The sequence below is a fragment of the Leptolyngbya sp. O-77 genome (genome assembly GCF_001548395.1).
Taxonomy (GTDB): domain Bacteria; phylum Cyanobacteriota; class Cyanobacteriia; order Elainellales; family Elainellaceae; genus Thermoleptolyngbya.
Map to the genome: position 1 here is coordinate 2,428,791 of NZ_AP017367.1, position 24,493 is coordinate 2,453,283.

The 24,493-nt window shown below is 57.3% G+C and carries 17 protein-coding genes and 1 pseudogene; 8 read left to right on the plus strand and 10 right to left on the minus strand.

Translation table 11 applies throughout. From position 1 onward, the window contains the following. Positions 1-340: 340 nt before the first annotated feature. The gene (locus O77CONTIG1_RS10395) at positions 341-1,036 is read right to left on the minus strand and encodes a Uma2 family endonuclease (RefSeq protein ID WP_225894739.1); all 696 of its coding nucleotides are present in this window, start codon (positions 1,034-1,036) and stop codon (positions 341-343) included. Beyond that, positions 1,026-2,945 carry a sulfite reductase, ferredoxin dependent gene (gene sir / locus O77CONTIG1_RS10400; protein ID WP_068510351.1) on the minus strand — a complete coding sequence of 640 codons (1,920 nt, stop codon included), beginning with the start codon at positions 2,943-2,945 and terminating at the stop codon, positions 1,026-1,028. Before sir ends, O77CONTIG1_RS10395 begins: the two co-directional genes overlap by 11 nt. Positions 2,946-4,113: 1,168 nt before the next feature. Here sir and O77CONTIG1_RS10405 point away from each other — a divergent pair. The 4 genes from O77CONTIG1_RS10405 (at position 4,114) to O77CONTIG1_RS10420 (ending at position 8,410) form a co-directional block, all read left to right on the plus strand. Continuing rightward, a complete protein-coding gene (locus tag O77CONTIG1_RS10405) occupies positions 4,114-5,412 on the plus strand; it encodes a glycosyltransferase family 4 protein (RefSeq protein WP_084782489.1) in 1,299 nt (432 codons plus the stop codon). Positions 5,413-5,881: 469 nt separating this feature from the next. Continuing rightward, positions 5,882-6,178: a hypothetical protein gene (locus O77CONTIG1_RS10410; protein WP_225894740.1), complete on the plus strand. Its 297-nt coding sequence runs from the start codon at positions 5,882-5,884 to the stop codon at positions 6,176-6,178. 427 nt (positions 6,179-6,605) lie between these two features. Next, entirely contained in the window at positions 6,606-7,760 is a 1,155-nt protein-coding gene (locus O77CONTIG1_RS10415; RefSeq protein ID WP_068510354.1) for a pyridoxal-phosphate-dependent aminotransferase family protein, read from the plus strand. 11 nt (positions 7,761-7,771) lie between these two features. Beyond that, positions 7,772-8,410 (plus strand): DUF3386 domain-containing protein, encoded by a 639-nt coding sequence (locus O77CONTIG1_RS10420; RefSeq protein WP_068510356.1) that lies wholly within the window; start codon positions 7,772-7,774, stop codon positions 8,408-8,410. A 309-nt stretch (positions 8,411-8,719) separates the two neighbouring features. On the opposite strand, the gene O77CONTIG1_RS10425 is transcribed toward O77CONTIG1_RS10420, so the two are convergent. The 6 genes and pseudogenes from O77CONTIG1_RS10425 to btpA all read right to left on the minus strand — a co-directional run bounded on the left by O77CONTIG1_RS10425 (position 8,720) and on the right by btpA (position 16,315). Next, positions 8,720-9,481, minus strand: coding sequence for a HEAT repeat domain-containing protein (locus tag O77CONTIG1_RS10425; RefSeq protein WP_068510357.1), 762 nt, complete (start codon positions 9,479-9,481; stop codon positions 8,720-8,722). Between the two features lie 89 nt (positions 9,482-9,570). Further along, entirely contained in the window at positions 9,571-12,099 is a 2,529-nt protein-coding gene (gene recG / locus O77CONTIG1_RS10430; RefSeq protein ID WP_068510358.1) for an ATP-dependent DNA helicase RecG, read from the minus strand. A 38-nt stretch (positions 12,100-12,137) separates the two neighbouring features. Then, positions 12,138-13,286 carry a hypothetical protein gene (locus tag O77CONTIG1_RS10435; RefSeq protein WP_068510359.1) on the minus strand — a complete coding sequence of 383 codons (1,149 nt, stop codon included), beginning with the start codon at positions 13,284-13,286 and terminating at the stop codon, positions 12,138-12,140. Between the two features lie 340 nt (positions 13,287-13,626). Then, a pseudogene (tsf, locus tag O77CONTIG1_RS10440) lies at positions 13,627-14,277 on the minus strand (translation elongation factor Ts); the annotation flags it as partial. Between the two features lie 138 nt (positions 14,278-14,415). Further along, positions 14,416-15,198 carry a 30S ribosomal protein S2 gene (gene rpsB, locus O77CONTIG1_RS10445; RefSeq protein ID WP_068510363.1) on the minus strand — a complete coding sequence of 261 codons (783 nt, stop codon included), beginning with the start codon at positions 15,196-15,198 and terminating at the stop codon, positions 14,416-14,418. 241 nt (positions 15,199-15,439) lie between these two features. After that, on the minus strand, positions 15,440-16,315 hold the full coding sequence (btpA, locus tag O77CONTIG1_RS10450; protein WP_068510365.1) for a photosystem I biogenesis protein BtpA: 876 nt from the start codon (positions 16,313-16,315) through the stop codon (positions 15,440-15,442). Positions 16,316-16,905: 590 nt separating this feature from the next. Here btpA and rimO point away from each other — a divergent pair. The 4 genes from rimO to O77CONTIG1_RS10470 all read left to right on the plus strand — a co-directional run bounded on the left by rimO (position 16,906) and on the right by O77CONTIG1_RS10470 (position 22,317). Then, positions 16,906-18,267, plus strand: coding sequence for a 30S ribosomal protein S12 methylthiotransferase RimO (gene rimO, locus O77CONTIG1_RS10455; RefSeq protein ID WP_068510367.1), 1,362 nt, complete (start codon positions 16,906-16,908; stop codon positions 18,265-18,267). Positions 18,268-18,286: 19 nt separating this feature from the next. Next, the gene (locus O77CONTIG1_RS10460) at positions 18,287-19,780 is read left to right on the plus strand and encodes a DEAD/DEAH box helicase (protein WP_084782491.1); all 1,494 of its coding nucleotides are present in this window, start codon (positions 18,287-18,289) and stop codon (positions 19,778-19,780) included. A 125-nt stretch (positions 19,781-19,905) separates the two neighbouring features. After that, positions 19,906-21,249, plus strand: coding sequence for a CBS domain-containing protein (locus O77CONTIG1_RS10465; RefSeq protein ID WP_172799666.1), 1,344 nt, complete (start codon positions 19,906-19,908; stop codon positions 21,247-21,249). Between the two features lie 102 nt (positions 21,250-21,351). Beyond that, a complete protein-coding gene (locus O77CONTIG1_RS10470; RefSeq protein WP_068510372.1) occupies positions 21,352-22,317 on the plus strand; it encodes a GGDEF domain-containing protein in 966 nt (321 codons plus the stop codon). Between the two features lie 78 nt (positions 22,318-22,395). On the opposite strand, the gene O77CONTIG1_RS10475 is transcribed toward O77CONTIG1_RS10470, so the two are convergent. Both O77CONTIG1_RS10475 and O77CONTIG1_RS10480 read right to left on the minus strand, forming a co-directional pair. After that, entirely contained in the window at positions 22,396-23,550 is a 1,155-nt protein-coding gene (locus O77CONTIG1_RS10475; protein ID WP_197673365.1) for an MFS transporter, read from the minus strand. 192 nt (positions 23,551-23,742) lie between these two features. Next, positions 23,743-24,339, minus strand: coding sequence for a Maf family protein (locus O77CONTIG1_RS10480; protein WP_068510374.1), 597 nt, complete (start codon positions 24,337-24,339; stop codon positions 23,743-23,745). Positions 24,340-24,493: the final 154 nt, after the last annotated feature.

The window sequence follows — 24,493 nt, forward strand, 5'->3', positions numbered from 1 at the left end:
TAGTCAACAAGAAGGATAGCGGGTAGACGGATTCGCTGAAATCAGCGCAATCAATCAATGGTGCTGACCTCATCAAAAAATACATCGTAAGCCGAAGCAAAGCAGAGCCGCAGCCTTGCGAACAAATCGTCATGGCGAGTCGATAGACTGCCGACTCGACTTATCCTGCGCGGATTTTCTCAAAAGCAGATCGTCATCCAGCCAGCGGGAGTGAGCCAGATGACGAGACTTATCGAACATCCCGAAAAAATTATTCAATCCAGTATTCCCAAAGGTGGCTGAAGACGATGCAATACACACTCAGCTTCTGCACTCAGCTTCTGCTTTTATGATGCTGCTCCTAGGCTTCTGCTCTGAATGCTCGAACGGCTTGCAGCCTGGATTCAATCGCGACACACTGGGCCAGTTTTCGCAGGTCGATGCCGGGAATAAATTGACTGGTTGCCGCAGGCTGATAGCTTGCGCCATCAAGCTGGTAGAGCCGAATCTGACTCTCTTCCCAGAACCATACTTCGGGAACGCCCAGTGCTGGATATCGCCTGAGCTTATTCGGGTCGCCGCTCATGAACACCACCTCGAGGGCGAGATCTGGAATCCATTTCTTTTCGCCAAAGCAGTAGGACTCGTCAGCCTGCACCGAGGCGATCGCCTCCTTTTCTTGAGAGAACGACCCCGTTGAGACAAATTCGATCCCTTGGTTTAACAGGTAATCTTCGAGCAGATAGCCCAGGTTGCCCTTGACAATTTCATGCTCTGGCGAGGTAGACAAAACCTCTAGCTCTCCCTGGTAATAAAACAGCCGCACCCCAGGCGAATCGGCAAACCCCCGCTGAATCGCCTGGAAGCTGTCCCAGCTTACGCCCGTCTGGACGCATCGCTGCTGGGTGGAAGGGATAGAGCTTGGGTCATGGCAACAGTCCCAAAGATTCGGTCTAACTTGCCCAGAGCGCTTGCCCAGAGCGCTTGCCCAGAGCGCTTGCCCAGAGCGCTTGCCCAGAGCGCTTGCCCAGAGTGTTGACCTGCGGCTAGCGGTCAAACTGCTTCAGGTATTCCTCTAGCGCCTGGGTGGTGATGTCGGTCATGGAGAGGCCTTTGTCCGTGGCGATCGCCTTCAGCTTTTCATACACCTCATCGCGGATGCCGATGCGGTAGCGGGCTTTGCCAGGGCGGGCGGGTTTGGCGACCTGGCCAGGCTTATACTTCGCTGCAAACTGGCGCAAGGCCTCTAGACCGACGCGGTGGGCAAAATCCCCAAAGCTCTCGTTGGCGTTGCGCTTTTGTTTGAAAAAGACGAACAGCGGCTCCAGCGTTTTTTCCAGGTCTTGAATCGGCATTTTGTCCATGTAGACTAGGCCGAGTCGAGTCTGGTGCGGATCGGCCCCCAGCCAGACTTGGTAAGCATCCGGCGCTTGGCCGACAAAGCCAATTTCCGCCAGGTAGGGGCGGGCGCATCCGTTGGGGCAGCCCGTCATCCGCACGACGAAATGCTCATCGGGCAGGCCCACGCGATCCAACAGGGCGCGAATCCGCTCCAGCACGGTGGGCAGGGCGCGTTCCGATTCGGCGATCGCCAGTCCGCAGGTGGGCAGCGCCGGACAGGCCATGGAATAGCGCACCAGCGTATCGATGTCGGTTTCTGCCTGGATGCCGCAGCGGGTCAGGATGGCTTGAATCTTGGGGCGATCGCCCGGTTCGATGTCGTGCAGCAGAATGTTCTGATGCGGGGTCAGGCGCATGGGCAGCGCGAAGGTCTGCTCAATCTCGCGCAGAGCGGTTTTTAGCTGAAACGTGCCCTCATCTTTGACGCGACCATTTTCTACCGAAATGCCCAAAAACAGTTTGCCGTCGCCCTGCTCATGCCAGCCCAGAAAATCTTTATATTCAAACGGCGGCAGCGGCTTCAGCGGTTGCAGCGGTTTGCCCAGATAGCTCTCCACCATGCTGCGAAACTTATCCACGCCCCAGTCGTGGATCAGATACTTCATACGGGCATGACGGCGCTCAGCGCGATCGCCGTAATCCCGCTGCGTCGCCACGATTGCCTTCACCGCATCGTAAATATCGGCTTTATCGACATAGCCAATCGGGTCAGCCACCCGCGCAAAGGTTTCCTCCTTGTTGTGCGTCCGCCCTAGCCCGCCGCCCGCGTAAATGTTGAAGCCCTCCAGGTTTCCCTGTTCGTCGGTAATCACCACCAGACCCAGATCTTGCGAAAACAGATCAACGGAATTGTCGCCAGGAACGGTCACGCAGGCCTTGAACTTGCGGGGCATGTACTGCGTACCGTAGATCGGCTCTTCATGGTTATGAAAAATCGTGCGATTGCCGTTGCGCTGGCGGGCTGCCACCACGTCGGGATGCTCCTCAGCGGAAATCGCCTTTTCGCCATCCAGCCAGATTTCGTAGTAAGCCCCCGTCTGCGGGGTCAGCAAATCCGCAATGTTGTTGGCATATTCCCAAGCCAGCGCATATTCAGGGCGATTCTTGAACGGGGCGGGTGGGGCCATGACGTTGCGATTCAAGTCGCCGCAAGCCCCAAGCGTAGACCCCAGATTGCGGACAATGGCGGCCACCACCGTTTTCAGGTTCTTTTTAAGAATGCCGTGAATCTGGAAGCCTTGCCGCGTGGTCGCCCGCAGCGTGTGGTTGCCGTATTGCTCCGAGAGCGTGTCCAGCGCCAGATAAAGCTGGGTAGGAATAATGCCGCCGGGGCTGCGCGTCCGCAGCATAAACTGATAGTCTTTCTCCTGGCCTTTGACCCGGTTGTCGCGGTTGTCTTGCTGATAGGAGCCGTGAAACTTGAGGATCTGCACCGCGTCTTCGGTGAAGTGGGTGGTATCTTGCCGCAGCTCGGTGGCGACAGGCTCCCTCAGCCCGTGGCTGCGCTCTTTGATGCCTTCGACCTTGGAAACTTTGGGAGCGGCGGGTGTGGAAGTAGGAGACATAAACAAATCAAGGATGGCAGGTGGTTAAGAATGGCAGTTTTGGGAAGAGGACAGCGGGCACGCCGTAAAGAGCTTGGAAGGGTTAACCATGAACCAGATGCAATGAGGCTTGCGAATGCGGCTTGAAACCAATGAGGCTATTGACTATTAGGTGACTATTAGGCGATGGCCCCATCTCGCCTCATCCGTAGATTACTCAACCGATACCCACGCCCCCAGCATGTACACCAACGTATGACCGAACCAGGATGACCGATAGGATTGAACCCATGTGACCGATATGGTTGACCAACCTACGCTCGAGTTTTTTGCTCAGAATCTACACTTGGAATCTATATCAATAAGCCATGCCCAAGGCGCAACCTACGAACCGACTCCCGCAGCCTGATTCTCACAAGCCTGATTCACAGTGTAGCGCTGGGCCGCAGCTTTTTAACGACTATTCCCGGTATTCCGATTGGAATTAAGCCGTATCAGTCCTTCTAATTGTACCACCCCGCTTCTTAATCTTGGTAGCCCCAGAAGGTCGCCTGTCCTTGCATCTTAAAACCATGACTTTTTTCTCATCCCTCACTCCATTGACCAGGGAAAACCAAGAAAGTCTACAGAACTGGGGTTCAATCTGCATTTTTGTAGCGGTATTTACGGTTTTATGAACCCACATCTGGAGTATCAGATGCATCATGGCTGCGGGACTGCTGCACGGACATCTCGCTGCCTGTAACATTGACGAAACAATCAGAGATGAGATATCTTCTCAAGTAAACATAAGTCGGCCTAATTAAAGAATTTCTAAGTCATTAGTGATTTAAAAAACGCTGGCACCGAAAGTCGCCCTGATTCAGCAGATCTGCGGTAGCTTTTGCGAAAATTGTCAGCTGGTTTGCTGAACCTACTAGCCCAAGGCTTAACCACAGGCCCTATCGAGTTTAGTTTCTGTCCTAGAATCTCTGACCCAGAAGTTTAAGCAGACGCTCTTGATCTCGGCGTGCATAGATTGGGCAGATGATTTGAGCAAGGTTGGTGTGTCCTGATTCTCGTCAGTTTCCTTCGCTAGTGCGTGTCGTTTTCTGTTAAGTATGCTGATTCGCAATCACTGAGGGAATCTTTTTAGGAGATCCACCTCTGGTTTGCGTGTCGGTAGACGTTAGCCATGAGGTGAAAAAGTATGTTTCTGACTCGGGGTCATCGAATTGCGCTGATTTCGGTAGACGGAGATCCAGCGGCTGAAATTGGACAAGAAGAGGCAGGCGGTCAAAATGTTTATGTTCGGCAAGTTGGCGAGACGCTGGCCGCGCAGGGCTGGCAGGTGGATATGTTCACGCGCCGCAGCGACCCAGAGCAGCCGATGATCGTGGAACACCAGCCCCATTGCCGGACAATTCGGCTAGTGGCTGGCCCGGCGGAGTTTATGAGCCGCGATCTGCTGTTTGACTATTTGCCAGAGTTTGTGGAGCAGTTTCTCGCCTTTCAAATGCAGGAAGGGGTTGAGTATTCGCTCGTTCACACCCATTACTGGCTCTCGTCGTGGGTGGGGATGCGGCTGAAGCGCCAGATGCCGTCGCTGGTGCAGGTGCATACCTACCACTCGCTGGGCGCAGTGAAGTATCGCACGCTGGGCGAACTGCCGCCAATTGGCGCGAAACGGCTGGTAGTCGAAAAAGATTGCCTGGAAACGGTGGATTCGGTGGTGGCGACCAGTCCCCAAGAGCGGGAACACATGCGATCGCTCGTCTCCACCCAAGGGCGCATCGACATGATTCCCTGCGGTACTGACATCAGCCGCTTTGGCCACATCACCCGCGCCGAAGCCCGCCGGCAGCTTGGCTTTGCACCCGAAGATAAGATCGTGCTGTATGTGGGTCGATTTGACCCGCGCAAGGGCATCGAAACGCTGGTTCGGGCTGTAGGAGAGTCTGATTTGCGGCATATGCCCAACCTGAAGCTGGTGATCGGCGGCGGCAGTCGCCCCGGCAAGAGTGATGGGCTGGAGCGCGATCGCATCGAAGGGATTGTGCAAGCGCTGGGACTGACCAGCATGACCCAATTCCCTGGCCGCCTGGGCGACACCAACTTGCATCTCTATTACGCAGCGGCGGATGTGTGCGTCGTGCCCAGCCACTATGAACCGTTTGGGCTGGTGCCCATCGAAGCGATGGCCAGCCATACGCCCGTGGTGGCCAGCAATGTGGGTGGGTTGCAATATACCATCGTGCCAGAGGTGACGGGGCTGCTGGTGCCGCCGAAGGATACTGAAGCCTTTGCGGGGGCGATCGCCCGCATCCTCAAAAACCCTGCCTGGCGAGACAAACTGGGCAACGCGGGTCGTCAGCGCGTAGAACTCGGCTTTAGCTGGGACAGTGTTGCATCGCGCCTGGGGCAACTCTATCTCCAGCTCATCGCCAATGTGGCGGATGAGGTTGTCCCGATAGAGGTGGAAAACGCCGCGCAGGAAGTGGCGGCATAGCGCTGGCATCCCGCTGGCTTTGCGCCTCGACAAGACGCTCTCTCGACAGCCCATTGCAGCGCCGGGAGAGCGTCTTGTTTGGGAAACTTGTTTGGGAAACTTTAGTTTGGGAAACTCTCGCGTTGACAAACGGCGATCGCCCTCCATACCCCCGCCGTCAGCACCGCCCCGCCCCAATCCAAAATCTAAAATTTTCTTGCGTCAGTGAAACGCATCCAGTACAATCGTCCATCAAGCTGCCCGTTGGTTCTCTTCGACGCAGCCTACTTTACCCCCGAAATTTTGGTCGTTTAGTCACTTGCGGTGTCGGTAGATGTTCGCACCACCTACCAACACCTGACCCCTCGACAGTCCGTGCCTGTCTCAGGGCTGCGTCCATTGTAGGCCGCCCTGTCCCAGCGCTTCACGTCCGGGGGCGGCCAACATTTCGGGGTTTCCTACCCTACTCGTTTCCTGGAGGAAACCCCAAATGCTGACAATTCAATACACCTGGTCGTCCCCACGCTCGGAGGCGACCCAGTTTTCGCTGCCCCCGCTCACCTGCGAACTGCCCCACCGTCGCCGCCTACGCCACTACATCATCGGCCTGCCCGAAGACGCGCAACTGGTCATCGACCGGCTGCACCTGCTCCGCTACGCCGAACGCTTTGAGTGGACTCGCGCCCTGGAATTCCCGCCCAACGGCATCGTCTTCGACGGTCGCCCTGGCGAGGTGCTGCGCTATCTGCACCGCGAGATCCGGAGCAATCCTGGCACGAATGAGTAAGAACAGATAAGGGCGATTTTGGTAAGGGCGATTTTGGGTTTTAGATTTTGGATTTTAGCAGGGCATCCCTTCAATCTAAAGTCCAAAGTCCTGGGTGCATCCCACTTTTGTCACCCTCACCCTAAATCCCTCTCCCAAAGCGGGAGAGGGACTTCCAATCCGGCTCCCCTTCTCCCTATTTTGGGAGAAGGGGCTGGGGGATGAGGGCAAACTTGCAGAACTTGGATGCGCCCAAAATCCCCAATCCAAAATCCCCAATTCTCTCCCATCCAAAATCCAATATGCAGAAGGCCCTGCCTTAGGTCTTGCCATCCTAACGCCTGCTCTCTCCAGAATGTGGCATTCTGATAGATACTCCAAAAATGCCCCAAAATATTAGATCGACGCAAAATCTAAATTCCCCTGAGTTCAGAGGCAGGACAGAGCAATGGACAATAAGCTGATGTTGATGATTCCTGGCCCAACGCCCGTGCCGGAGTCGGTGCTGTTGGCGCTGGCAAAGCACCCGATTGGCCACCGCAGCGGCGAGTTTGGCACGATTATGGCGGAGGTGACCGCAGGGCTAAAGTGGCTGCACCAGACGGAGAACGACGTGCTGATCCTGACCGCCAGCGGCACGGGGGCAATGGAAGCGGGAATTATTAACTTCCTGAGTCCGGGCGATCGCGTGCTGGTGGGCACAAACGGCAAATTTGGCGATCGCTGGGCCCAGCTTGCCGAGGGCTTTGGGCTACAGGTCGAGCGCGTCACCGCCGAATGGGGCAAAGCACTCAACCCCGAAGACTTCCGCACGCGCCTGGAAGCCGACACCGCCAAGGACATCAAGGCTGTCATCGTCACCCACAGCGAAACCTCGACGGGTGTGCTGAACGATCTGGAAACCATCAATCGGCACGTCAAGGCTCACGGGGCGCTGATTATCGTAGATGCTGTCACCAGCCTGGGCGCAACCAACGTGCCCATTGACGAGTGGGGGCTGGATGTGGTCGCGTCGGGTTCCCAGAAAGGCTTCATGCTGCCGCCAGGACTGGGCTTTGTCGCGGTCGGCCCCAAGGCATGGGAAGCCTACGCCACCGCCAAGATTCCCCGTTTCTATCTCGATCTGGGCAAATATCGCAAAGACGCAGCAAAAAACACCACGCCCTTCACGCCACCTGTGAATATGTTCTTTGCGCTGCAAGTGGCGCTGAAGATGATGCAGGCAGAGGGGTTGGAGAATATCTTTGCGCGGCATCATCGCCAAATGAACGCCACTCGCGCTGCCATGAAGGCGCTGGGGCTGCCGCTGTTTGCGGCCGATGGCACCTCTAGTCCTGCGATTACCGCTGTGGCTCCGGTGGGCGTAGAGTCCGAGAAAATCCGCTCGGTGATGAAGAAAAAATTCGACATTGCGCTGGCTGGCGGACAGGACGACCTGAAGGGCAAGATCTTCCGCGTGGGGCACTTGGGCTTTGTGTGCGATCGCGACATTTTGACGGCCGTGGGTGCGCTAGAAGCCACGCTGCTTGAGCTGGGGTATGACGGCGTGACCCCCGGCGCAGGCGTGGCCGCAGCCGCTAAGATCCTAAATGAAACGGCTTAGGAGCTTTCCTCATGACGCAAACCACGCTAGACGCTCAATCACTTTTTCGGGCGGCCTACGAAAATCGCTACACCTGGGATGAACATTTTCCAGGATTCACGGCTGACGTGACGCTGACTCAGGGCGGCGAAACCTATACGGGCAAGGTGCGGGTGAATGCCGATCTGAGCTATGAGGTCGTCGAACTGTCGGATGAGGCGGTGCGCGAGTCGCTCCAGGGAATGCTCTGGGAAATCGTGACCCACCGCAAGCGCAGCAGCTTTGAGCAGACCCACGGCAAAAACCGCTTCTCGCTGGGCAACACCGACGACACGGGCGCAGTCGAAATCCTCGTCAGCGGCGACGCGATGGGGTCAAACTACAAGCTGCGGAACAACGAAATTTGCCAGGTGAGCCGCGTCATGGGGGGCAATGCCTTTGTGATCAACCACCACAGCAGCCTCGACACGGGCGCGGGCTACATCTCGACGGGCTACGACGTAACGTTCCGCAATGCCGAGACGGGCGAAGTCGTGCGCGAAAACCGGGTAGACAGCACCTACGAAAGCTTTGGCGGCTATTATCTGCTGACGCGCCAGGTGATTCACTCAACCCAGGGCGATACGCAGACCACGACGGAGTTTACCCTGTCGAACATCGAACTGCTGTAGGGTTCTAGCCGCAGCCCAATTTTACGCACCCTGTGCCTCGAAGTTGGGCTGCTTGAGTGGGTGCTTGGTTTTGGATGTGCGAGTTTGGATTTGCGGCAATGGGTAAAAAACTACGCCTAATGCGGGTTGTGGGGATTTTCGGAGTAGAGGCGATCGCCCTTTTGTCCTGTTCACCTGCGCTAGCCAGCCTGAGCAAAATCAGCTTTGACCTGTCGCAGATTTCGCCGGAGGGATTGGTGGGGCCAGCGGATGGAGGGCGATCGCTTTTTGGATTGCCGAGCCGTTATGCTGCAGGTGCGACAGTCCTGCCTAAAACCCTTCCTGCTCTAGCTCCTCAATCACTTGAAGTCCGCGCGGATCGCCCAGTTTCAGCATCGACAGCTTAGCATCCTCCCGAACGCCCATGTCTTCGTCTTCGGCAAAGGCTTCGATCAGCGCGTCGATGGCGGTAGCATAGACCACATTCGACGGCAACTCGCGGCAAAGCTGACCGATCGACCAGGCGCAGTTGCTCCGCACCGCAGCAATTGGGTCTCGACGGAGGGCTTCGATCAGCGGCGGAATGGCGGCGATAATTTCGTCGTATCCCACAGAGGACATTTGCGCCAGGGCGCTAGCGGCCCACAGGCGAACTGCCGGAATGTCGGTTTTTAGCGCCACTAACAGAGGCTCCAACACGCGGCGATCGCGGCTATTCCCCAGCGCCCACACAATGCCCTTTCGCACGTAGCCGTTCCAGTCTTTTTGAAACTGCGCGATCAGTGGTTCCACTGCGTCACCGCTAGGGTTTCGCCCCAGCGCGTAGGCCGCGCTCACCCGCACCAGCGGACACGACTCGCTCAGGAGTCGGATCAGATGTGGTACTGCCCGCGCATCTTCCAATTCGCAAAACGCACGCGCAGCCAGCATCCGCTGCTGTGGTTGGGGCGACTCCAGCAGCGCCAGCATTTCATCGGGATCAGGCTTGGGGGCTTCTGTTTCGCTGTCGGACTCGTCTAGCTTGTCTAGCGGACTTTCCAGGTCAAGATCTAGCTCCGCCGCCAGCACAGAAAGGTCGTCGTTGTCGTACATATTGTCACTTTACAGCAATGCGGGGCCGGGGTTAGGCGTGGAAACGGGGGCCTTCTGACACCTGCTCATTGACGTGTAATTTCGCCAAATCACGTCAGAATCGTGCCGCCCATGAGCTTGCGATAGCGGTAGGCCAGTTCAGACTTCATCAGCGGCCAGCGATCGAGGGTGGGATCTTTGGTCATGGCGGTTTCGGCAGCTTCGCGGGCCAGGTTCAGCACATCCTGATCTTCCACCAGGCTGGCCAGGGCAAAGTCAGGCAGTCCCGATTGGCGAGTCCCCAGCACCTCGCCCGGCCCGCGAAAGCGCATATCCATTTCTGAAATGAAAAAGCCGTCTTGCGACTGCTCCAGCACTTTCAGCCGCTGGCGGGCGGTTTCTGATTTGGTGCTGCTCATCAGCAGGCAGAAGGACTGAGCCGCACCCCGCCCGACCCGTCCCCGGAGCTGATGAAGCTGCGATAGCCCAAAGCGTTCGGCGTGTTCGATCAGCATGACCGTGGCGTTGGGCACGTCTACGCCGACCTCCACAACGGTTGTGGAGACGAGGATCTGCGTCTGTCCGTCGCGAAATTGGGAAATCGCATCGTCTTTTTCGGCGGAGGTCATGCGCCCGTGCAACAAGCCAATTTGAAATTCGGGAAAGATCACATCTCGGAGCCGCTGATATTCCTCGATCGCTGATTTGAGATCCAGCTTTTCCGACTCTTCTACCAGCGGCAGCACGATGTAAACCTGCCGACCCTGAGCAATTTCGCGGCGCATCAGGTCGTAGGCGTGCGATCGCTCTTTTGCCGTCAGCACATTGGTCTGAATCGCCTTGCGTCCGGGGGGCAGTTCGTCGATCTGGCTCACGTCCAGGTCGCCGTGCAGCGTCAGCGCCAGCGTCCGGGGAATCGGCGTGGCGGTCATGGTCAGCACATGGGGATGGTCGCCTTTTTGCTGGAGCCGCGCCCGCTGCTGCACGCCAAAACGATGCTGCTCGTCGATCACCACCAGCCCCAGGCGAGAAAACTGCACTGGGTCTTCGATCAGCGCGTGAGTGCCCACCAGCAGCGGCAGTGCGCCCGTGGCCAGGTCTTCGTGAATTTGGCGACGCTTGGCGGCTTTGGTCGATCCGGTCAACAGTTCTACAGAAAGGTGTAATTGGTTGAACCAGCCCACCAGCTTGCGATAGTGCTGCTCGGCCAGCACCTCTGTCGGAGCCATTAGCGCCGCCTGAAAGCCCGCCTGAATCGCGGCTAGGATTGCCACCACGGCTACTACCGTTTTCCCAGACCCCACATCGCCCTGCACCAGGCGATTCATCGGCGCGGTCTGTTGCAGGTCATTGAGAATGTCGTTGACGACGCGCTGCTGGGCGCTTGTTAGTTGGAATGGCAGGATGTTGTAGAACTCGTCAATCAGCTTGCCTGTTGGCGCGAGGACGGCGCTGGTCTGCTCTTGGCGCTGGGTCTGGCGGCGCTTGAGCAAGCCCAGTTGCAGATAGAAAAACTCGTCAAACACCAGACGGCGACGGGCGGCGGCGAGGGATTCGCCCTCTGGTGGAAAGTGAATGTGGGCGATCGCCTCCTGAATGCCCACCAGTCCGTACTTTTCGCGCAGACCGTTTGGCAACGCTTCTTGCAACTGGCTCACCGCAGGCAGCGCCCCCAGCACTGCCTTTCGCACTACGTCTGCCTGCACGCCTTCCGTTAGCGGATACACTGGCACCACGCGCCCCACCTTCATCGACTCGATCGACCCGCCGATATGGTCGATCACCTCGATCTGCGGGTCGTCCAGCGTTTTGCCCGATTTGCCCTGCTTCACCAGTCCCGACGCGGCCACCACCGCCCCCGGTGGATACAGCCGCTTTTGCTGCTCTTGCCAGCCGCGACTGCGAAACCGCGCCCCGGCGTAAAACCGGCTGAGCTTGATCTGCCCGGTGTGGTCGCGCACGGTCATCTCAAAAATGGCCAGCTTAGCGTTGCGGGGACTGTTGAAGACGGTGCAGCTTTTTACTGTGCCAATCAGCGTTACGGTATGCCCTGGTTCCAGGTCGCGGATATTCACCTGGCGGGCGTAGTCGATGTGGTCGCGGGGGTAGTAGTAGAGCAGGTCGCGAACCGTGTGCAGCCCTAGTTTTGCTAGGCGTTCGGCGTTTTTTGCGCCCACGCCAGGGAGATAGGTCGCTGCCTGATCAAGGGTCAGCCGGGTGTTTTTTTCAACCAGGGGAACCGCTTTGGGGATTTTCGTTTTCGGGGCGGTGCGGGTGGGGGTTGTAGCCGTCGCGACGGTGTTGTCTGAATCGTGGGCGATTCCTTCGGAAAGCTTCGCTAACGCCCCTTCAGCTTCCTCGGCTTGCCCTCGATCTTCGGCCAGGCGCTTGGTCTGATACAGCACGCGGCGTGTATCAGCCACGAGATGCTGCCGCTGGGCAAAGGTGAGGTCAGAATAGCGCGAAAACTCGTGGGCGATCGCCCGCAGCCGCTCCTGTTCAACAATCGGCAACTCGGTCGGCGGCTCTCGCAAAGTCAGCGCCAAAAACTCGCTAAAGCGGTGCTGCTTGCCCTCCAGGTCATTAAAGCCCCGCTCTGCCTCGATTGCCAGTGCCTTTTGCAGTCGCAGCCAGTCCATGCTGGAATTCTAAAGTGAATGATTTGGTTTGGCCAGGGTTAATCTTCGCGCCAGGTGGAGCGCCACGCCTGCTCTGCCTGGGCGATCGCCCGTTCGCGAGACTTTTTCTCATATTCTTGGCCAAGCTGCTTGAGGCGGGCGTTTAACCCACGTAGCTTTGAGCGCCAGTTGGCCAACAGCGGCGACCCAAACTCTAGCTCCGAGAGACGCAGACGGATCGCCACAATTCGAGTAATCGAGACCTGATCTGGCTTGTCGCCCTGCGCTTCGATCATCAGGTTCAACAGGTTGGGCGGGCCGAGCGTCGAGTCAGACGCACCCGCCTTGGCCGCCACTTCCATAATCGGTGCCGGGATCTGGTTGGGCAAAATGTTGACCTGGTGCAGCAGGCGATTCGCCGCCTGAGACTGGTCGCGCAGCACTGCGGCGATCCGTCGCTCAATTTTCGCCTGCCACCGCGCCAGACTATCCATCGGCGACGGCGCTTGATTGGAACTGGAAGCGCCTTTGGCCTTGGCTTTGGCGGCTGCCTCGGAGGTTGCCCGCGAGAGAGACGCTGCGGCTGCTTCGAGCAGGTCTTCCGGAGAAGCATTCAGCGCATCTGTAATGGCAAGCTCCTGAGTTGAAGAAGTGGGGACATCCTGGGGGCGATTCCCGTAGGGATCGCTTCCCGAATCGCCCGCCGCCAAGCCTTCCCCGTTAGATTCCGAATCCTTGCCCAGGTTCTCCGGTGGCTCGTCAAAATACGAGTCCTCATAGGAGTCATCGTCAAACTCCACTTCTGTCAGTCCAAACTTCTCGTTTAACGCGGCTCTCAGTTCTGCCGCCTCATCTTGCGACAAAATCAGCCCCCTAGACTCCTCCGGCGCATCGGGCGCTGGCTCTGCATCAGCATCCCAGCATTCATCTTCGTCTAGCGCCCGCAGCAGACGATCTTGGGCCGCTTGGGCGACCTGACGGAGCGATCGCTGCAAAGCCTCACGCTGGCTCACCGAAAGGCTCAGAAATGCGTCGGGATAGCCCTGCGTGCAGAGGTGGTAGCTGGCCATGATTAGCTGCTGGCGGGTCGTCGTTCCTAGCTCCGTGAGATAGCCGCGATAGACCTGTTCAAATTCTTGCTGCAATTTGGCGATCGCCCCCACCAGCGCCGCCAGATCTTGCTCAATTTGCTCAACCGTTTTTGCCATAGCCGTCCCTCATGCAATGCCAAAAGACTAGAGCATAAAAGCGACTCAGACCCTCCAGCCTGCTGCTTTCACACCCTAGCCTTTTTCAGCGTTCGACAAAGCTTCTCGCCCGAATCGATTAGACGGAGTGTTGGAATCCGAGAACTTGAACTCAAGTTCTCAAAATCCAGCCCTGCCCAGCCCTGCTCTGATCCTACTTCTTCTTTTTCTTCTTCTCTTCCTTCACCTCAGCCTTGGGTGCAGCCTTAGGCTCAGCTTTCGCTTCAGCCTTAGGTTCTTCCTTCTGAGCTTCAGTCTTAGGTTCTTCCTTTTGGGCTTCAGCTTTGGGTTCTCCCTTCGCACCAGTTTGGGCAGCCACTTCTGCGGCGAAGTCGGTCTCCTCCTTCTCAATGCCTTCACCCATTACAAACCGGACAAAGCGGCGCACCTGAATATTTTCGCCCAGGCTGGCAATCACATTCTTAATATGCTCCTCAACAGTAATGCTCTGGTCTTTAATATAGGACTGATCCAGCAGCGACAGTTCCTTCAGGCGCTTCTCAATGCGGCCTTCCACAATCTTGGCGCGGACGGCTTCCGGCTTATTGGACAAGTCATCCTTGCCCGCCTCAATTTCCTTTTCCTTCGCAATCACGTCCTCAGGAATATCAGCCACCTTCACATATTCCACGTTGGGGCTAGCTGCAATCTGCATCGCCACATCGCGCACCAACTGCTGGAACGATTCGTTCCGCGCCACAAAGTCAGTCTGGCAGTTGACCTCAACCAGCACACCAACCCGACCGCCCGTATGAATATAACTTCCAACCAGTCCCTCTGCTGTCGTCTTGCTCAGCGCTTTTTCCGCTTTGGTGATGCCTCGCTTCCGCAGCCATTCCACCGCTTTTTCAATATCGCCGTCAGATTCTGCAAGGGCTTTTTTGCAATCCAGCATCCCTGCGCCAGTCTTGTCGCGCAGTTCCTTGACGAGCTTTGCCGAAATCTCCGCCATGTTCGTTGAGTCCCCGTGTGCAAGTGGTTGAACTGTTGCTATCCAGGTCTTAGGTTACAGGGATCAGGGCCCAGGTGTCAGGTGCTTGCTCAAGCCCGAACCCGACCTGCTGATCCCTGCTTCCTTCACCTCCAATGCCTAGTTTTCTTCGCCTTCTTCATCGTCTGCGAACTCGGCATCTTCGTAGTCGTACTCTTCTTCAGCGCCCTCGTAGTCGTACTCGTCTTCTGCATCCAACTGGCCGTGGCGACCCTCGTAGATGGCATCTGCTAGACGACCGACGATGAGTTTGATCGAACGAATCGCATCGTCGTTGGCAGGAATCGGCACGTCTACCAAGTCAGGATCACAGTTGGTATCCAGCAGCGAAACGATGGGAATACCGAGCTTTTGGCACTCCTGCACAGCGTTGTATTCCCGGCGCTGGTCAACAATCACCACAACATCGGGAATCTTCCGCATCGCTTTGATGCCGCCCAGATATTTCTGGAGTTTCTCTAGTTCGCGGCGCAGCATCGCGGCTTCCTTCTTGGGAAGCAGGTCAAGCTGCCCCGTCTCTTGGCGACGCTCCAGTTCCTTCAGGCGATCGACGCGGGTTTTAATCGTGGCCCAGTTCGTCAACATGCCGCCTAGCCAGCGCTGGTTTACGAAGTAGGAACCGCAGCGAAGAGCTTCTTGAGCCACAATGCCCGCAGCCTGACGCTTGGTTCCAATGAACAAAAACTTGCTGCCCTTTTCGGCTTCGGTACGGACGTAGCTGTAAGCTTCATCCATGTACTGGGCAGTCTGCACCAGGTCGATGATGTGTACCCCGTTGCGTGAGGTGTAGATGTAGGGCGACATCTTGGGGTTCCAGCGGCGAGTTTGGTGCCCAAAGTGAACCCCTGACTCAAGCAATTGAGCCAATGAAACAACTGGCATGAACTTAATCTCCTTTCGGGTTATTCCTCCATCCGGGAGCATCCTGAACAGGTAATTGGAAAGAAGCGCAGCGCAACACTCAATCCACTACAAATGCTTTGAAAGCCTTGATACCTGGGTCTTCAGAACACCCGAAAGCCCGGACGCGCGAATTTAGACAACTTCTCCAGCGTATCACAGCGATCGCCCACTGGCCCCAGAAAATTTCGACTCTGCACATCAGCCGCATTACCCACGCTTCCTAACCTTCGCGGGCTGCCAGTCGTTCGGACGCTGCGGATTGAGTCGGCAGATTGGCTGCTTTTTCTTCTTTCTCGGAGAGGCTACGCTGCATCGCTTCCACAAACTGGCTGACGCGGATCGGGTCGATGGGCTGTTCAATCCGTCCGTGGCGCTTCAGCGAACTGGACACGATCACGCCATCTGCTGCCTGAATCAGGCGAGGAATATTTTCCCAACTGGCTCCACTGCCGATGAATACGGGCGTGTCGCCTGCTGCGGCGCTGGCTAGTTCCAAGTCTTCCAGGCTGGGCGGGCTGCCCGTGGCCCAGCCAGAGAGAATCACCGCATCCGCCAATCCGCGTTCGATCGTTTCCTGAACGGCCGTCGTCAGATTGGGCGATCCCAGCGGGCGGGCGTGCTTCACCAGCACATCGGCAAAAATCTTGACCTCGCTGCCCAGTTCCCGCCGATAGCGCAATAGCTCGTGGGCGCGACCTTCGATTAATCCCTGATCGGTCGCCATTACGCCCGTCAGCACGTTGACCCGGATGAAGTGGGCGCGGGTGCAGGTGGCGATCGCCATCGCGCTCCGAGCATCATTCCGCAGCACGTTTACGCCGATCGGCAGCGTCACCAGGTTCATCAGCCTTTGCACGATAAGACTCATAGCGCTGACCACCGCCGGATCGACGCATTCTTTCGTAAAAGGTGCATCAAAAAAGTTCTCAACGATTAGCCCATCTACGCCGCCTGAGGCTAGCGCAGTCGCTTCTTGCTCAGCCCGCGCAATTACGGCTTTCAGGCTATTGCCCCAACGCGGCGAAGTGGGCAACGGCAACAGATGCACGACCCCAATCACCGGATGCTTTGTTTTGAAAATCTGCGTTAAGTCCACGCGACTAGATAATTGACGAAGCCAGTTCTAAGATGTTCGCTGTGGGTTGGCGATAGAAAAGTCGCTTAAATCCCTGACTAATTCTACGAATCGGCGAACTTGCTGAACAACGAGCGAACTGCATACAGGCCACCCGCATACGTTCAACTTTACAGCAACAAGGGTACGATGACGGCAACCCCAAGGCCGCTGAGAATTGCCTACACTGGAAGCTGATCGGTGCGCGGTTTCGGCGGATCATCCTCTGCCAAGCACGAGGTCGAAGTCAAGGTCAGCGTAAATTCAGTCCTGGAGTTTTGATAGAGTTCAGTGTGTCTGGCGCTACCACAAGATGTTGCCTGACTCTATCTTTTGATAGGTATTTTGATGAAGTATGCCTGAAATGTATAGTTATGTAATGTTTTAGGCTATAGTAGGTGTTAGTTTAGATTAGTGCGATTGCGTTTAACGGTATTCCCTGCACCCTGATCATTATGGGCCGCGTGCCCTGAAAAGGCCGGGGATAAAGGCGGTGAGGATTTCACTGTAATGGGCGATCGCTCCATATTCGTTCTGTTTACCGTTCAACCCGCACATTATCCAAGTTTTGAATGAGTATTAAGCCAACAATTGCGGTTTCTCACCTGGGCTGTGAGAAGAATCGAATCGACACGGAGCATATGCTGGGGCTGCTGGTACAGTCCGGCTATCAGGTGGATTCCAACGAAGAATTAGCTGATTACGTCATTGTCAACACCTGTAGCTTTATCCAGGCGGCCCGTGAAGAGTCGGTGCGAACCCTGGTGGAGCTAGCCGAGGCAAACAAGAAAATCGTGATTACGGGCTGCATGGCGCAGCACTTCCGGAAAGAACTGCTGGACGAAATCCCAGAAGCGGTAGCAGTGGTGGGCACTGGGGACTACCACAAAATTGTGGACGTGATTCAGCGAGCCGAGGCAGGTGAGCGCGTTCAGGAGGTGTCTGCGGAGCCAGTCTACATTGCAGACGAAACCACGCCCCGCTATCGCACGACCACCGAAGGTGTAGCTTACCTCCGCATTGCCGAAGGCTGCGACTATCGCTGCGCGTTTTGCATTATTCCTCACCTGCGCGGCAACCAGCGATCGCGCTCGATTGAGTCCATCGTGGCAGAAGCTCGGCAGCTTGCTGCTGAGGGCGTTCAGGAAATTATCCTGATTTCCCAGATCACCACCAACTACGGCGTAGATTTGTACGGCGAACCCCGGCTGGCGGAACTGCTGCGGGCGCTGGGTGAAGTCGAGATTCCCTGGATTCGGATGCACTATGCCTATCCCACCGGGCTAACGCCGAAGGTGATCGCGGCGATTCAGGAAACGCCCAACGTGCTGCCCTACCTGGATTTGCCCTTGCAGCATTCTCATCCGGAGGTGCTGCGGGCGATGAATCGTCCCTGGCAAGGACAGGTGAACGACGGCATCATCGAGCGGATTAAAACTGCGATCCCCGATGCCGTGCTGCGGACAACCTTTATCGTCGGTTTTCCTGGGGAAACCGAGGAGCATTTTCAGCATTTGCTGGCGTTTGTGCAGCGACATGAGTTTGACCATGTGGGTGTGTTTACCTTTTCTCCCGAAGAGGGCACGCCCGCCTTTAACCTGCCAAACCAACTGCCTCAGGACGTAATGGATGATCGGCGCGATCGCCTCATGCAAGTCCAGCAGCCGATTTCCCTGCGGCGCAACCAGGCACAGGTGGGGCGAGTGGTAGATGTTCTGATCGAACAAGAAAATCCCGAAACGGATGAACTGATTGGGCGATCGGCCCGCTTCTCTCCTGAAGTGGATGGGCTGGTCTATGTCCAAGGCGATGCTCGGCTGGGATCGATGGCCACGGTAGAAATTACCGGAGCCGACGTGTACGACCTCTACGGGCAGATTGCCGATGCCCGCACGCAACTCAGAGGCGCGCTCAGCCGTGTCTCAGCAAACTGAACTCTTTTAAGGAGACCTAATGACGCTTTCATTTACTAGTCTGGGTTTGTCTGAGGCGCGGGCGCGCCATCTAGAAAAGGCTGGATTTGCCGCACCAACGCCGATTCAGGCACAGGCGATTCCCCATCTGCTGTCGGGACGCGACGTGGTGGGGCTGGCCCAGACTGGAACGGGCAAAACGGCGGCCTTTTCGCTGCCGATTTTGGAACAAATTGATGTCAACAACAACGCGGTGCAGGCGCTCATCCTGACACCGACCCGCGAGCTGGCGATCCAGGTCTATCAGTCAATTCGGACGCTGACGGACGATCGCCGACTGAAAATTTTGCCGACCTACGGCGGACAGTCCATCGACCTGCAAATCAACCGCCTCCAGCGGGGCGTGCAAATTATCGTGGGCACGCCTGGACGGGTGCTGGACTTGCTGAAGCGGGGCGACCTGAAGCTGAACAAGCTGGGCTGGCTAGTGCTGGATGAAGCCGATGAAATGCTGAACATGGGCTTTATTCAGGATGTGGAAAAAATTCTGAGCCAGTCGCCTCCAGAGCGGCAGACCGCGTTTTTCTCGGCCACGATGGATCCATCGATTCGAGAACTGGCGGCTAAGTTTTTGCGATCGCCCGTCACGGTCAGCATCGAACAGCCCAAGGCTGCACCGACGCGGATTAATCAGGTGGTGTACATGGTGCCGCGTGGCTGGACGAAGGCCCGCGCTCTCCAACCCATCTTGGAGCTAGAAGACCCCGAATCGGCGCTGATCTTTGTCCGCACGCGCAAGGCCGCCGCCGACCTGACCCGCCAACTGCAAGCCGCTGGACACAGCGTGGATGAATATCATGGCGACCTCAGCCAGTCTCAGCGGGAGCGGCTGCTGCTGCGCTTCCGGCAGCGGCAGGTGCGCTGGGTGGTGGCGACGGACATCGCCGCCCGCGGTCTGCACGTGGACGACCTCAGCCATGTGATTAACTACGACCTGCCCGACAGTGTGGAGAGCTATGTCCACCGCATCGGCCGCACGGGGCGTGCTGGCAAAGAGGGCACGGCGATTACGCTGATCCAGCCGCTGGACAAGCGCAAGCTGCGGGACATCGAGCGGCACATCCGCCAGCAGTTGCAGACGGGCACCATTCCTACCCGCGCTCAGATCGAAGCCCGCTATTTGGAGAAGCTTCAGGGACAACTGCGGGAAGCGCTAGTGGGCGATCGCCTCGCCTCCTTCCTGCCGATCGTGACGCAACTGAGCGAAGAGTACGACATGCGGGCGATCGCCGCTGCTGCTCTGCAAATGGCCTACGACCAGACGCGCCCCGCTTGGATGCGCGGCGACCACGCCTACTCCGACGATGCGCCGATGGAAGAAAGCCGCCCCCGCAGCGACTACAGCAGCGGGGCCCAAGCCCAAGCCCCATCAAGCGCTCCAAAACTTCGGTCAACGAATAGGCTGGCTGCGCTCTCTGGAGGAGACAGCCTCAATAGCCCCGGCACGTCACCAGAAAACTTCAGAGAACCTTGAGGGCGAGATGGATTGATTTCGTCTCGCTCTGTTTTTCATGCTTGCTAAAACGGATAAAATCGCGTTTAGCGGCTTCTTGGGTGTTTCTGTTGGCGTTTCGTCTCGAAAAGAGATTGAAGGGCAAGGTGGCTCAGGTTCAAATTTCTCGACAGCAGCTTTTTGCAGAGGGGGTTCTCCACCAGTTTCTCAGCGTAGAATCTGACACGGCGATCGCCCAAGTCATCCGCACCATGAGCGAAACCCGCAGCAGCTTCACGCTGGTGCTTCAGGCAGGGCAACTGGCCGGCATCTTTACTGAACGGGATGTGGTGCGGGCGATCGCCCAAGGTGCGCTCCAGCCCGCCGAGGCGATCGCTACCGTCATGGTGTCCCCAGTGATCACGCTAGACGAGACCGACTTGGACGATTTGCTCGCAGTGCTGCAAACCTTTCGGCAGCATCGCATCCGGCATTTGCCTATCCTTGGCAGCCAGGGCGACGTGCTGGGAGTAATCACCCCCAACTCGATTCGCAAGCTGCTCCAGCCCAGTGATCTGCTGAAATTTCGCCAGGTGTCAGATGTCATGGTCGGCCAGGTCGTCTCTGCTCTGCCCAGCACACCCGTTGCACATTTGGCCCAGCAGATGACGCAGCATCGGGTCAGTTGTGTGGTGATTGTGCCAGCCCTGCCCCATCTGCCAGATGCCGCACCCGAAAAATATGCCGCCAACTCTGGGCTGACCGACGGTTCCCAGAGCGGTGTCGCGCCATTGGGCATTGTGACCGAGCAAGACATTGTGCGGCTCCAGGCAGACGGGCTAGACCTCGCCCAAACTTGTGCAGGGGAAGTCATGAGTACGCCGCTGCTGCAAACCAGCCCGCAGCAATCTTTGTGGAGCGCCTATCAGCAAATGCAGGAGAACCAGATTCGGCGGCTGGCAGTAGTGGGCAGTCAAGGAGAGTTGGTCGGGATTCTGACGCAAACCAGCGTCATTCACATGCTCGATCCGCTAGAATTGTGCGAAGTGATTCGGGCGCTGCAATCGACCGTCACTCAAAAGAACGAGGCGCTGCACCAAGAAATTCGGCGACGACAAGTGTTGGCTGATGCCCTTGCCAGGAGCGAGGCCCAGCTAAAGGAGGCTCAGGCGCTCATGCACATGGGCAGTTGGGAACTAGATGTCGTAACTCAGACGCTCTCTTGGTCTTCCGAAATTTTTCATCTGTTTGGGCTTGATCCAACACTACCGCCCCCCACTCTGGCGGAAAATCAGCAGCAATACCACCCGAATGATCGGCCCCGGCTGCGTCGAATCTTGTCGCAGGCGATCGCCACTGGACAGCCCTTTCGGTTTCAGGCCCGCATCCTTCGTCCCGATGGCTCGATTCGCTATATCGAAGCTCGCGGCCGTCCCCGGATTTCTGCTGAGGGCACAGTTATCAAGCTATTCGGCACGGCTCAAAGACATTACCGACCAAAAGCAGCTTGAGCAATTGCTGCGATCGCAGGTGCAGCAGCAGCGGGCTCCTCGCCTCGATGACCCAGCGCATCCCGCCAGTCGTTAGATTTAGACGCGATTCTCAATACTGCGGTGCAAGAAGCGCGGCAGTTCTTTCAAGCTGATCGAGTGTTGATTGGTCAGTTTGGCAAGAGCTGGCGCTGCGGGGTGGTGGTAGAGTCTGTTGCACCTGATCAACCCCAAATGATAGGCATGAGTATTCTGCCAGAGCATCTGCCACAGCAGGGGGGAGATTGGCTCCAGTTCTACAGTCATGGCAATGCCAGGGTGATTGCCCATCTGGATCAGGCAAATCTATCTCCAGAGGCGATTGCCTACTGGAAACAATTTCGGGTGCAGGCGGCACTGACGGTGGGGCTATTGCAGGGCGATCGCCTCTGGGGGCTGCTTTCAGTGCAGCAGTGCCATCAGCCGCGCATCTGGGAACGCGCCGAAATCGACTTAATCCAACAGCTTGCCTTGCAGGTAGGCATTGCCATTCACCAGTCAGAACTGTATCGCCAGTTGCAGTATGCCAACCAAGAGCTAGCTTACCTGGCCACTCACGATCAGCTTACCCGCGTAGCCAATCGCCGCTATCTCGACGACTATCTTCAGCAGGAGTGGAACCGCGCCACCCGCGAAGGCACGCCGTTATCGCTTGTACTGTGTGATGTGGACTACTTTAAACAGTACAATGATACTCACGGACACCTCGCGGGCGATGAGTGTCTGGTGGAAATTGCCGCCGCGATCAATCGAACCTTGCGCCGCCCCGCCGATTTTGTCGCTCGCTACGGGGGCGAAGAATTCGCCATCGTGTTGCCCAATACGAACCAAGCTGGCGCGGCTTGTGTGGTGCGGCGCATTCAGCGAGAACTTCGCAAGCTCATCAACCCGTTGCCGTCCCCTGTGACGAATGCCCCGTCTACTCTCAGCTTTGGAATTGTCAGCGTAATTCCGTCCTCCCTTAGCTCACCTTTGAAGCTGCTTGACCAGGCGGATCAGGCCCTCTATCGAGCCAAGGCCCGGGGGCGCGATCGCTATTGCGTAGACTGAAGAATTTGGGGCTTTGGATTGCGGATTCTGGAGTGTTGCCCTAAACCCTGCTTCTCAACCCCTGCTCTCGCTGGAGGCTCAAAAGGCTAACCAGAAGGGCGATCGCCGCTGCCAGGTAAAACACAAACGGTAGCCCAACATGCTTCCAAATGGGCCCCCAGCAGCAGGGGGAGCCGAAAATAGACCCAGCGAGTTGAACCCGGTGCCAATGGCCAGTACGCTGGCCCGCAGTTTTGCTGGAGCCTGATCGGCTAGTAAATCGTAGAGATTTGGCGTAATGATGCCGAAGCCTACGCCAAACAGCGCTGCAACAGGGAGAATGACAAAAATCTGTGTGAGCGAAGGAATTGTGGCAATGGTCAGCCCCATCAGGCAAAACCCAAGGGCGATCGCCCCCCGTCGATTGTTCAGCCGTCGCGCCAGCCGGCTGGCCAGCACCGCCGAACTCACCGCCGCCCCCGCCGCCCGCAGCCCCAGCACCACGCCATTCAGGGCTGGGTCTGCGCCGATGGTTTCTTTCAGGTAAATCGGCGCGTAGGCCACGGTGGCTTGCATCACCAGGGCCGCCGCCGCCAAAAAGAAGTAAATCATCAGCACCGACGGCTGGCGCACCACCAGCAATAGCCCGCCCGTATCAGACAAGCCCGCCCCGCTCGTATTGCGAGGCTCTTCCCGAAACACGAGCGCGGCGATCGCCATCAGCGGAATCCCCAGCAGATACAGGTAAAAAGCGTGCTGCCACTGGTTGCGCCCGACCCAGCCGCCCAGCAGCGGAAAGATAATCGCCGCCGTGGTCATGGCGCTGGTGGCAAAGCCCAAAATGCGCGATCGCTCGTCGCCTTCATACATCGTGCCCAGCAGCCCAATGGTGGCCGCCGCCACCGCCCCACTCGCCGCACCAATCAGCCCCCGCATTAGCAGCAGCATCGGCAGCGTCGTCATGAAAATCGTCGCCACCCCAAACAGCGCGTAGCACAGTAGCGCAGGCAGCATCACCGTCCGCTTGCCCACCCGATCGGCCAGAATGCCGAAGACGGGCGTAAACAGCGCCGTCGTTAGGGCGTGGGTACTGGTCAACATGCCTGCCCAGGAGCGATCAAGTTGCAAATCTCGCACAATTTCTGGAAAAACCGGCGTGACGACGCTACCCGTCATGGTGGTTAGTCCGCCCGCCGCCAGCAGCACCAGCAGTTGACGAAATCGCTTGGACGCAAAGAGCTTGGCAAGGTTCATGCAGAATCATCCGGTCTGGCGGATGCACCAGGGTAGGGTAGGCTGTCTTCAATATAAGGGGATGGGATGAGGGGCAGGTGAGCGCAATCGGGAACGGGGTGCTGAAGTATGCTGACGAGCTGCCGTGTTGCACAGGTTCCTGTTTCCTTCATCAGATTCATCTCACCGTGAAACCACAGCCAGCGTCAGCCTTCAGCCCCCAGACCAATAGCCCGTTACGTCGTAGCCCAACTCAGCAATCATCTGGCGCAACAGCGGCAGGCTAAGGCCGATGACGTTGCTGTGGCAGCCCATGAGTTTCTCCACGAACAGCCCGCCCCGACCCTCCAGCGCGAAGCATCCGGCGCAGTTCATTGGCTCCCCAGTGGCAACGTAGGCTTCAATCTGGCGATCGCTCACGTTGGCAAATTGCACCTGCGTCATGCCGCACCGCACCAGCATCTTGCCCTGCGCCCCGTCGATCAGCGCGTGCCCGGTATATAGCTCACCGACCCGTCCCCGCATCTGCTTCCAGCGGGCGATCGCCTCCTCTACGTGGGCGGGCTTGCCGTGAATCTCGCCGTTCAGCGCCAGCACCGAATCACAGCCCAGCACCAGCGCATCAGGAAACTTGGGCGCAACTGCCCGTGCCTTGCCCTCTGCCAGCTTTTGCACCAGCACGCTAGCATTCGGCTCCCGCACCTGCGACTCATCAAAGGCGCTGGGATACACAATCGGCTCAATCCCCGCTAGTTGCAGCAGTCGCCGTCGAGCAGGAGAAGCAGAAGCAAGGACAAAGGGAGGAAGCATGGGCAAAAGGAAAGAGAGAAAAGGGAAAAGAGAAGAGAGAAGAGAGAAGAGAGAAAAGGGAAAAGAGAAGAGAGAAGAGAGAAAAGGGAAAAGAGAAGAGAAGAAGTTTTTTCGTTCTTCGTTTTTCGTTCTTCGTTCTTCGTTTTTCGTTCTT

Excerpts from the sequence above, each read along its gene's own strand:
- O77CONTIG1_RS10460 (WP_084782491.1), top strand. The coding sequence starts at position 18,287 with ATGACGCTTTCATTTACTAGTCTGGGTTTGTCTGAGGCGCGGGCGCGC.
- O77CONTIG1_RS10415 (WP_068510354.1), top strand. The coding sequence starts at position 6,606 with ATGGACAATAAGCTGATGTTGATGATTCCTGGCCCAACGCCCGTGCCG.
- O77CONTIG1_RS10425 (WP_068510357.1), bottom strand. The coding sequence starts at position 9,481 with ATGTACGACAACGACGACCTTTCTGTGCTGGCGGCGGAGCTAGATCTT.
- O77CONTIG1_RS10410 (WP_225894740.1), top strand. The coding sequence starts at position 5,882 with ATGCTGACAATTCAATACACCTGGTCGTCCCCACGCTCGGAGGCGACC.
- O77CONTIG1_RS10405 (WP_084782489.1), top strand. The coding sequence starts at position 4,114 with ATGTTTCTGACTCGGGGTCATCGAATTGCGCTGATTTCGGTAGACGGA.
- O77CONTIG1_RS10480 (WP_068510374.1), bottom strand. The coding sequence starts at position 24,339 with ATGCTTCCTCCCTTTGTCCTTGCTTCTGCTTCTCCTGCTCGACGGCGA.
- recG (WP_068510358.1), bottom strand. The coding sequence starts at position 12,099 with ATGGACTGGCTGCGACTGCAAAAGGCACTGGCAATCGAGGCAGAGCGG.
- sir (WP_068510351.1), bottom strand. The coding sequence starts at position 2,945 with ATGTCTCCTACTTCCACACCCGCCGCTCCCAAAGTTTCCAAGGTCGAA.
- rimO (WP_068510367.1), top strand. The coding sequence starts at position 16,906 with ATGAGTATTAAGCCAACAATTGCGGTTTCTCACCTGGGCTGTGAGAAG.
- O77CONTIG1_RS10435 (WP_068510359.1), bottom strand. The coding sequence starts at position 13,286 with ATGGCAAAAACGGTTGAGCAAATTGAGCAAGATCTGGCGGCGCTGGTG.
- O77CONTIG1_RS10475 (WP_197673365.1), bottom strand. The coding sequence starts at position 23,550 with ATGAACCTTGCCAAGCTCTTTGCGTCCAAGCGATTTCGTCAACTGCTG.
- O77CONTIG1_RS10420 (WP_068510356.1), top strand. The coding sequence starts at position 7,772 with ATGACGCAAACCACGCTAGACGCTCAATCACTTTTTCGGGCGGCCTAC.
- rpsB (WP_068510363.1), bottom strand. The coding sequence starts at position 15,198 with ATGCCAGTTGTTTCATTGGCTCAATTGCTTGAGTCAGGGGTTCACTTT.